At 71.6% G+C, this 9208-nt stretch carries 6 protein-coding genes; 5 read left to right on the plus strand and 1 reads right to left on the minus strand.

Annotated features, from left to right (window positions below; all coding sequences use genetic code 11):
• Positions 1 to 259: 259 nt before the first annotated feature.
• Positions 260 to 1564: an ROK family transcriptional regulator gene (locus ABZ883_RS39460; RefSeq protein WP_360915839.1), complete on the minus strand. Its 1305-nt coding sequence runs from the start codon at positions 1562 to 1564 to the stop codon at positions 260 to 262.
• Between the two features lie 87 nt (positions 1565 to 1651).
• Between ABZ883_RS39460 and ABZ883_RS39465 the strand changes: the two genes are divergently transcribed.
• From ABZ883_RS39465 to ABZ883_RS39485, 5 genes are all read left to right on the plus strand, one after another.
• On the plus strand, positions 1652 to 2506 hold the full coding sequence (locus tag ABZ883_RS39465) for a LacI family DNA-binding transcriptional regulator (protein ID WP_360915842.1): 855 nt from the start codon (positions 1652 to 1654) through the stop codon (positions 2504 to 2506).
• Between the two features lie 191 nt (positions 2507 to 2697).
• On the plus strand, positions 2698 to 4020 hold the full coding sequence (locus ABZ883_RS39470) for an extracellular solute-binding protein (RefSeq protein ID WP_360915845.1): 1323 nt from the start codon (positions 2698 to 2700) through the stop codon (positions 4018 to 4020).
• Between the two features lie 161 nt (positions 4021 to 4181).
• Positions 4182 to 5144 carry a sugar ABC transporter permease gene (locus tag ABZ883_RS39475; RefSeq protein ID WP_360915848.1) on the plus strand — a complete coding sequence of 321 codons (963 nt, stop codon included), beginning with the start codon at positions 4182 to 4184 and terminating at the stop codon, positions 5142 to 5144.
• Positions 5141 to 6037 (plus strand): carbohydrate ABC transporter permease, encoded by an 897-nt coding sequence (locus ABZ883_RS39480; RefSeq protein WP_360915852.1) that lies wholly within the window; start codon positions 5141 to 5143, stop codon positions 6035 to 6037. The genes ABZ883_RS39475 and ABZ883_RS39480 overlap by 4 nt, the downstream gene beginning before the upstream one ends.
• A complete protein-coding gene (locus ABZ883_RS39485; RefSeq protein WP_360915854.1) occupies positions 6034 to 8640 on the plus strand; it encodes a glycoside hydrolase family 2 TIM barrel-domain containing protein in 2607 nt (868 codons plus the stop codon). The genes ABZ883_RS39480 and ABZ883_RS39485 overlap by 4 nt, the downstream gene beginning before the upstream one ends.
• Positions 8641 to 9208: the final 568 nt, after the last annotated feature.

The following is a 9208-nucleotide window of genomic DNA, read 5'->3' on the forward strand; positions in this document are numbered from 1 at the left end:
GGGCTCCTTGGAGAGGGGGGGAGGGGCGCCGTGGAGGCCACGTCGGCGCGGGGCCTCAAAGACTTCGAGGCTTACTTTCTTAATTAATCTATGAAAGTGCGGGCGCGTCGTGGCCCGCACGTGCCAGCGGTCGAGCAACGTACCCGTGCGCCGGCTCGGCATCAATACATCGGACCAAAGTGACGGCCGGCGAACGGAAGCCGAGCCTGCGTCAGGGGAGCCGTACGAGCCCGCAGACGGGCGTCCGGGGCCTCATGGGCTAGCCGCGGGCGGCCAGTTCGGGACCGTGGCCCGGGGCGACCGAGCCCTGGAGCACCAGCGCCGCACCACCGATCGCCGCCGCGTCCCGCGGATTGCTCGACAGCTCCACCCGCACGCTGTGCACGTCGCGGGTGTACGAGTGCTCCGCGAGCCGCCGTCTGACCTCGCTGACGTAGATCGACCCGGCGACCACGAAACCCGGCCCGGCCAGCACCAATGTGTCGAGGTCCCACAGGTTCACCAGCGTCACCGCGCCCTCCGCGAGCAACGCCGCCGACTCGGCGACCAGCGCGCGGGCCTGCTCGTCACCGTAGAGCGCGGCACGCGCCAGCACGTCGAAGGCCCGGGCGTCCGGGTCGCCGGGGCTGATCCGCAGCCGGTCCGCGAGCCCCGGTACCGCACGGGCCCGGTGCACCACCGCGCGTGGCGCCGCGTACATCTCCAGGCAGCCGCGGTTGCCGCACGGGCAGGACTCGCCGTCGCGGATCACGGCCACATGTCCGATCTTTCCCGCGTTGGAGCTGGAGCCGCGGTGCAGGGAGCCGTCGAGGACGATGCCCGAGCCGATGCCGGAATTCATGTACAGGCAGCCGAAGGTGCGGTCCCGGGAGACCTGCCGACTCCAGAACTCGCCGACCGTCGCGGCCGCCGCGTCGCTGTCCACCAGCACCGGAACGTCAAGACGTGCGGCCAGGGCGTCCGCGAGGCCGAGCCCGGCCCACTGCGGCAGTCCCGGCGGGGCGAGAAAGCCGCCCCGCGCCAGGTCCACCGGCCCGGGGCCGACCACCGCGAGCCCGGCGACGCTCTGCCTGTCCAGACCAAGGCCCTCGGTCACGTCCCGGTAGAGCGCGGCGAGTTGTTCGACAGCGTCCCCGGTGGCACCGGAGCCCGTCGCGCCCGGTGCCGGACCGGGACTCGAACCCGTGCCGCCGCCCGGAGCCGGACCGCCGAGGGCGGTGCCCGCGTTCGGGCCCGCGACGAGGGAGCGGCCCACCGTGCCGCCGCGGGTGTCGGTGACCACGCACGTCAGCGCATCCGAGCCGAGGTGGATGCCGACGCCGTAGGCCGCCCGCGAGTTGATGATCAGCATGGTGCGGGGCTTGCCCCCGGTGGCCACCGTGTCGCCGGTCTCGCGCACCACCCCGTCGTCGATCAGGCGCCGCACGATGGTGGAGATCGTCGGCTGGGTCAGCCCCGTCGCGTCGACCAGCTCCACCCGGCTGATCGGCCCGGAGGACCGGATGAGGTCGACGATGAGTGCGCGGCTGCCGGGTCCCGCTGCCGTGGACTCCCGTCGGGCCATCCTCATCCACCTTCCGCTTCGCCGTACGCTGTCGTACGACTACGTCAAAGCACGAGGTTAGACGAGACCCGCGACGGGGAGGCCGCCATGTCCGCGACGAGCGACGAGGTGCGCCCACGGCCCGGCAACCCGGTCGGGCTCGCCCTGGTGCGGGATGCCGAGGTGCTGGGCGCGGAGCCGTTCTTCCACGATTTCATCGCCGGCATGGAGAGCGTCCTCGTGCCGCTCGGGGTGCCGGTGCTGCTCCAGGTCGTGGCCACGGTGGCACAGGCGGCGGACCGGATGCGGGCCTGGGCGCGACTGGGCCAGGTGCAGGGCGTGATCCTGATCGACCTGCTGCCCGGCGACGAGCGGGTGGCACTGGTCAAGGAGCTGGGCATGCCGGCCGTGGTGATCGGCGACCCGGTGACTGCGGGCGGGCTGCCGGCCGTGTGGACGCAGGACGATGTGGCGATGCGCGACGTGGTGGACAAGCTGGTCGCCGCAGGGCACACGCACCTGGGGCACGTTGCGGGCCCGGCGCAGATGGCCCACACGATCATCCGCCGGCGTACGTTCCTGGAGGCGGCCGCCGGGCACGGGGTGCGCACCACGACCTTCGAGGGGGACTACTCGGAAGCCGCGGGTGTGCGGGCGCTGTCGGCGCTGGGTGCGCTGGAGGACCGGCCGACCGCGGTGGTCTTCGACAACGACGTGATGGCGCTGGGCGCCCTGCACGAGGCGGGCCGGCTCGGTCTCGCGGTCCCGGCCGACCTGTCGCTGGTGGCCTGGGACGATTCGGCACTGTGCCAGCTCGCGGCTCCGCCGCTCGGTGCGGTCAGTCACGACGTCCAGGAGTTGGGCGAGTTGGCCGGGCACACCCTGGCGGGCGCCCTCGTCGCCGCTCCCGTCGCCACGGTCAACGCTCCTCCGGCCCGCCTGGTGTTGCGCGGCAGCGTCTGAGGCCTGCCCGCCTCCCGCACCGGGTCCCGGCCGCCTCACCGTCATACCCGAGCCGCCCGGCATGTCGCGCAACTGCGGCGTCACGCATGCCGATTGGGCTTTCATAGATTACTAATCTTTCTTATTGACTTCCGCTGACGGCTCGTGGACGCTGTGTCGCGTTCGAAGCCGTTTCAAGCAAAGGAAGCCCTATGGACCACCGCACCAGGCCCTGGGCCGTGCGCGTCATGGCCGGGTCCGTCGTCAGCGCCCTCGCGCTCGCCCTGGGCGGTTGCGGCACGAGCGGCGACTCGGTGAGCGGCACCGGCGGCAGCAATTCGATCGACGTCGTCACCCGCTGGTCGGCGGGCAACACCGCGGCGTCGGCCCAGGAGCGCGTCTTCAAGGCCTTCACCAAGGAGACCGGCGTCAAGGTCAACGCCACCGACGGCCTGGAGACCATCGACGACCAGGTCGAGAACGCCGTCGCGGCCGGCAAGTCCCCCGACGTGGTGATCGTCAACCTCTACGACAAGACGCTCGGCTGGCAGGACGCCGGTGTCACCGTCCCGGTCGACAACTACCTCAAGGAGTGGGGCCTGGCCGACAAACTGAAGCCCAGCGCCGTCGACGAGTGGCGGGTCGGCGGCAAACCCGACGGCACACTCCAAGGGCTGCCGTTCTCCGGCTTCAGCTGGCCCGTCTGGTACAACACCGACCTGCTCAAGACCGCCGGCGTGGATACGATCCCGACCACCACCGACGAGCTGATCGCCGCCTCCAAGAAGCTGCGCGCCGCCCACATCCAGCCCCTCACGGTCGGCGGCAACGACTGGACCGGGCAGAAGCTATTCTACCAGATCGCGCAGTCCTACACCGACGCCGCGACCATGGAGAAGGTCATGCAGAGCGGCGGCTACTGCGCCACCCCGTCCGTGATGCAGGGCATCAAGCTCTTCACCCAGCTGCGTGATGGTGGCGTCTTCGCCGACAACGCGGCCGGCCTGAACGCCGACGCGATGTACGCGGCCTACTACTCCGGCAAGGCCGCCATGATGTCCGCCGGCTCCTGGGCGTACACCGACGCCAAGAAGTCGGGCACCGGCGTCGAGAGCCACACCACGCTCGCCGGCCTGCCGCTTGCCTCCGGCTCGCTCTCCAAGAAGCCCACCGCCTTCCAGGGCTTCACCGGCGTCGGCTTCATGATCACCAAGCGTGGCGCGTCGAAGGACCGTATCGACAACGTGCGCAAGTTCATCACCTCCTTCTACAAGGACGCCACCGTGGGCGACTTCGTGAAGGACGCCGGCATCCTGCCGCCCACCGAAGGCGACTTCTCGGCGTACGCCACCGACCCGCTGCTGTCCCAGTCGCTCGAACTCGACAAGACGGTGGACTACGCCGTGGTGCCCGACGTGTGGATCGGCTCGGCGTCCGACCCGATCATCCAGGTCCTCACCGGGGCGTACGGCAAGTCCTCCGCCGACACCATCTGCAAGGGCCTCGACGACGCCACCACCAGCGCCAGGAGCTGACGTCGCCCGACCGCGCGGCTCCCAGGGGGCCGCCGCACCGCGGCGTCCCCCGCCGCCTGTGCCCGTGACCGCGGCCCCGACCGCGCGGACCCTTCACCGCAACCGACCGCCCGGCCCCCGCGCGTACCGCCAGCCCTTCCCCGGCCGAAAGAAGCAGTTCCATGTCATCGACCAGCACACTGGCCGGCGCCCGCACCGCGCCCGAGCCCGCACTGCCGGCCGCGCGCCCGCACCGCCGGCCCCGCGGCGGCCTGGACACCCCGCGCCTGCTGTGGCTGACGGTCCCGTCCCTGGTGTGGTTCGCCGTCTTCTCGGTGGGGCCGCTGGTGGCGATGTTCGTCATCGCCACCCTGCGCTGGAAGGGCCTCATCTACGACCCGGCCTTCGTCGGCGCCGACAACATCCGGTACGTCCTCGGCGACCCGGTCTTCCACGACGCGCTGCGCAACAGCGCCGTGCAGGTCGCCGTGGTCATTCCGGTGATGATCCCGCTGGCCTTCATGCTGGGCTACCACCTGAGCACCAAACCGCGCGGCTACCGACTGCTGTCCGTGCTGTACTTCTCGCCAGGCCTGATCTCCATCTCCATCACCGGGATGATCTTCTACGGGGTGCTGTCACCGAACGGCGGCGCCAACGGCCTGCTCCAGGCAGCGGGTCTGGACTCGCTCGCGCACTCCTGGCTCGCCGACCCCGCCACCGCCCTGCCCAGCCTGATCGCCATCGACCTGTGGCGCGGCATCGGCTGGACCGCCGTACTGTTCGCCTCCCGCCTGGCCGCCGTCCCCGGCGACGTGATCGAAGCGGCCAGGATCGACGGCGCCGGACGCCTGCGCATCATGTGGCAGATCGCGTACCCGATGGTGAAGGACTACCTCCGCACCCTCACGATGCTCCAGTTCCTCTGGACCCTGTTCACCTCCGCCGCGTTGATTCTGCTGCTCACCAAGGGCGGACCCGGCACCTCGTCCACCACGCTGTCGTACCTGGTGTACGAGAAGGCCTTCTCGCAGAGCGACCTCGGCTACAGCCAGGTCGTCGGCGTCGTCCTGCTGCTGGCCGGCGTTGCCGGGATGCTGCTGATCCGCGCCCTGCTGCGCAGCCCCGAGGAGACGATCCGATGACCGCCCCCGCCCCCTCGCGCTCCCGCACCGACAGGCGGGGCCCCGACCGCGCCCGTCGCGTACGGCGCTCCCGCCGGCGCGACGCCGGACCGCTCGCCGCCGCGCTGTCCTGGCTCTACGCGCTGCTGCTTGCCGCACCGCTCTACTACCTGGCGGTGAGCGCGCTCAAGACCAACATCGAGATCTTCAACCGTCCCTTCGCGCTGCCCGGGCACTGGCTGTGGCACAACTTCCGCACCGCCTGGCAGACCGCGGACCTCGGACAGGCACTGCTCAACTCGCTGCTGATCTCCGCCGTCGCGATCGTGCTGACACTGTCCCTCGCGCTGCCCGCGTCCTTCGCACTGGCCCGCATGGACAACCGGCTCTCGCGGCTGGTCACCGGCACCTTCTCGGTGGGCTTCCTCATCCCGCCGTTCGCGGCGCTGATCCCCACCGTGATCCTCGCGATCAAGATCCACCTGTTCTACACGCGCGAGTTCCAGATGCTCTTCCTGCCGGCGAGCGCGCTGCCGCTGTCGGTACTGCTGCTCACGCAGTTCATGAAGACCGTACCGCCGGCCCTCGTGGAGTCCGCGGCGCTGGACGGCGCGGGCAACTGGCGGCTGCTGGTCAACGTGTTCACCCCGATCGCCATGCCCGGCGTGGTGAGCGTGGCGATCCTGCAACTGCTCACCTTCTGGAACGAGTACCTCTTCTCACTGACCATCACCGGCACCGCACCCGACGTCCGCACCGCGCAGGTCGCACTGCCCACCCTGATCTCCGACTCGACCGACTTCGGCGTGCTCACCGCCGGCACCGTGCTGACCCTCCTGCCGGTGTACGTCGCCTACTCGCTCGCCAACCGCCGTATGCAGGAAGCACTCACCGCAGGAGCAGTCAAGGGATGACACTCAGCACTGAAGTCAGCACGGGCTCCGGCACCGGCACCGCCGCCTCGATCGCCTCGATGCCGCCCGCGACACGCCACGACCTCGGTGGCGCATGGCAGCTGACCTGGCTGGCGGGCCCTGAGGGCACGCCCGCCGCGATCCGTGACGCCGTACTGCCCGCCCAGGTGCCCGGCGAGGTGCACACCGCGCTCCTCGCCGCGGGCCACCTGGCCGACCCGGACGTGGGGCCCGGTGAGACGGCACAGGACTGGGTGGGCCGCTCCCAGTGGTCGTACCGCCGCACCTTCCACTTCACGCCCGTGCCCGGCACCCGCACCGACCTGGTCGCCGACGGGCTGGACACGATCGCCGAGGTGTACGTCAACGGCCGACACGTCGGCGCCGCCCGCGACCAGCACCTCGCCTACCGCTGGCCGGTGGACGACGTGCTGGAGCCCGGCGACAACACCATCGAAGTGCGCTTCGCCTCCGCCTGGGACGCCGCCCTCGCCCACGAACGCGCACACGGCCCGCTGCCCTCGCCGTACGACGAGCCCTACGCGCACGTCCGCAAGACGGCCGCCAACTTCGGCTGGGACTGGGGACCGCACTGCGTCACCGCCGGCATCTGGCGGGCCGTCAGGCTGGAGACGTACGCCGGCCGCATCGACCGCGTACGGCCACTGGTCCACCTCGCCGCCGACCACCGCTCCGCCGAGGTCACCGCGCACATACGCGTCGAAGCCCCCGCAGGCACCTCCGTCCTGGTCCGGCTCGCCGGCCCGGACGGCCGCCCGTCCGCAAGCGCCACCGGCCAGGTCACGGGGGAGGAGACGACGGTGACGCTCACCGTTGCCGACCCGGAACTGTGGTGGCCCGTCGGCCTGGGATCCCAGCCCCTCTACCGGCTGAGCACCCGCCTCGACGCCGCGGACGGCACGGTACTGGACGAGGCGGCGGTACGCCTCGGGATGCGCTCGGTCGCCGTGGACGAGGAACCGGACGCGCTCGGTACCCGCTGGGCCCTGGTCGTCAACGGCCGCACCGTACGGGTCCGCGGCTACAACTGGATCCCCGACGACACCCTGCCCAGCCGTGAGACACCACAACGCGTCGTCACCCGCATCGACCAGGCCCTGGCGGGCAACGCCAACCTGCTGCGCGTGTGGGGAGGCGGTCACTTCGTGGACGAGCACTTCCTGGACGCCTGCGACGAGCGCGGCCTCCTGGTGTGGCACGACTTCCTCTTCGCCTGCGCCGCCTACTGCGAGGACGAGGAGACCGCGGCGCTGGTCACCGCGGAGGCCGAGCAGGCGGTCGCCAGGATGTCCCCCCACCCGAGCCTGGTGGTGTGGTGCGGCGGCAACGAGACGGTGCTCGGCCGCCACCACTGGGGATGGGAGGACCAGATCGGCGAACGCGGCTGGGGTGCCCGCTACTACCTGGAGGTGCTGCCCGCCGTGCTGGCCCGGCTCGACCCGACCCGCCCGTACGTTCCCAACTCGCCCTGGTCCGGAACCCTCGACGCCGACCCGGCAGCCGACTCCCACGGCCTGAGCCATCTGTGGGACGCCTGGAACGAGGCGGACTACGCGCACTACCGGGACCACGACCCTTCGTTCGTCGCCGAGATGGGATGGTGCGGGCCCGCCGCCTGGACGACCCTCGAACGGGTCCTCGGCGGGGAGACCCCCGGCCCCGCCTCCCCGCTGACCAGGCATCACCTGCGCGCCATCGACGGCATGCACAAGCTGACCCGCGGCCTCCAGCCGCACGTGCCGACACCTGCCGAAGGCGCGGACTGGCACTTCGCCACACAGCTGGTCCAGGCCCGGGCGGTCGCCGCGGGGGTGGAGTGGCTGCGGTCGCGTGAGCGGTGCGCGGGTGCGGTGGTGTGGCAGCTCAACGACTGCTGGCCCGCGATCAGCTGGTCGGCGGTCGACGCGGCCGGCATCGAGAAGCCGCTGTGGTACGCCCTCAGGCACTCCTTCGCGCCGCGGCTCGCGACCGTACAGCCCGTGAACCCCGGCCCGACGCACGACCCGACCGGTACCGCGGGTCTCGCTCTGACCCTCGTCAACGACTCCGCGACGGACTGGACGCCCCAAGTGTCGGTGTTCCGCCTCTCCCTGACCGGCCACGAACTGGCCCGCACCCGGGTCGAGGTGAGCTGCCCCGCGAACAGCCTGCTCACCCTGCCGCTGGACCCGGCGACAGCGGCGCCGGTCGACCCGCACGCCGAACTGCTGATCGTGGACGCCGACGGGGCGCGAACCACCTGGGCCTACCGCCCGAGCCGCGTCCTGACCTCGCCTCCGCCCGGCCGCACGGTGACCCCGTCCTACCAGGACGGAGCTCTGGCCCTGACGGTGACCGCGGAGTCGGTACTGCGTGACATCTGCGTCTTCCCCGACCGGCTGGCCGGTGTGCTGGGGCTGCCCCCGCACGCCCTGACGTCCGACTCGTCCCTGGTGACCCTGCTCCCCGGCGAGACCCACACCTTCCACCTCACCACCCGGGACGGCAGCGCCCTGCGCGAGACCGCGATCCCGGAGCAGGCACTGCGGCTGGCGGTCCGCTCGGCTGACGAGCTGACCACGTGGTCCGCAACGGGTGCCTGAGGTCTGCGTCCTGGCACGGACCGCGCTCGCCACGCCGCGCGCACCGGCGGGCGCGGTCCAGCTCCGGAAGAGACGGAGGACGCTGACCGGTAGGGCTCTCGTACCCGGTGCCGCATCAGGCGGCCTGCCTCCGACGATACTGTCCTGTGGATCAGCTGCTGACGGTTGCCGAGTTGCTGGGCCGGCGGTCCCGGAGCCCGTGAAGCCCCCGGAAGCCCCGAGGATGTGACTATGGGGGAGTGCGGCGGGACGGCGATTCGCCTGTGCCGGAGCAGTGGTGACCACCGCTTCCGCGAGCAGGCGGACCGTGAGCACCGTCCGGCCGGGCCGCACGGCCAGTGCGGGACGAGGTGGCTCACGTGCTGCGCCGGCTGAGGAGACGCAGGGCCTTCCACGCGGGGCCCGGACGATCGCCGTACGGCGGGGTGTCGAGCTCGCGCGGTGGCGCTTCCGGCCGGAGCTGAGCCTGCTCGTGGGGACACCGCAGGGGCGGTGCCCCCACCCGCGGTACGGGCGCCTGCCGAGGCGGACGGCCGCGGGAGCCGGCGCGCGGACTTCTACCGATGCG

This window comes from Streptomyces sp. NPDC046977, from assembly GCF_040644455.1.
GTDB lineage: Bacteria > Actinomycetota > Actinomycetes > Streptomycetales > Streptomycetaceae > Actinacidiphila.

What these genes read in the sequence shown, in the direction of transcription:
- ABZ883_RS39485 (WP_360915854.1), top strand. Translation starts at nt 6,034, where the DNA reads ATGACACTCAGCACTGAAGTCAGCACGGGCTCCGGCACCGGCACCGCC.
- ABZ883_RS39480 (WP_360915852.1), top strand. Translation starts at nt 5,141, where the DNA reads ATGACCGCCCCCGCCCCCTCGCGCTCCCGCACCGACAGGCGGGGCCCC.
- ABZ883_RS39470 (WP_360915845.1), top strand. Translation starts at nt 2,698, where the DNA reads ATGGACCACCGCACCAGGCCCTGGGCCGTGCGCGTCATGGCCGGGTCC.
- ABZ883_RS39465 (WP_360915842.1), top strand. Translation starts at nt 1,652, where the DNA reads ATGTCCGCGACGAGCGACGAGGTGCGCCCACGGCCCGGCAACCCGGTC.
- ABZ883_RS39460 (WP_360915839.1), bottom strand. Translation starts at nt 1,564, where the DNA reads ATGGCCCGACGGGAGTCCACGGCAGCGGGACCCGGCAGCCGCGCACTC.
- ABZ883_RS39475 (WP_360915848.1), top strand. Translation starts at nt 4,182, where the DNA reads ATGTCATCGACCAGCACACTGGCCGGCGCCCGCACCGCGCCCGAGCCC.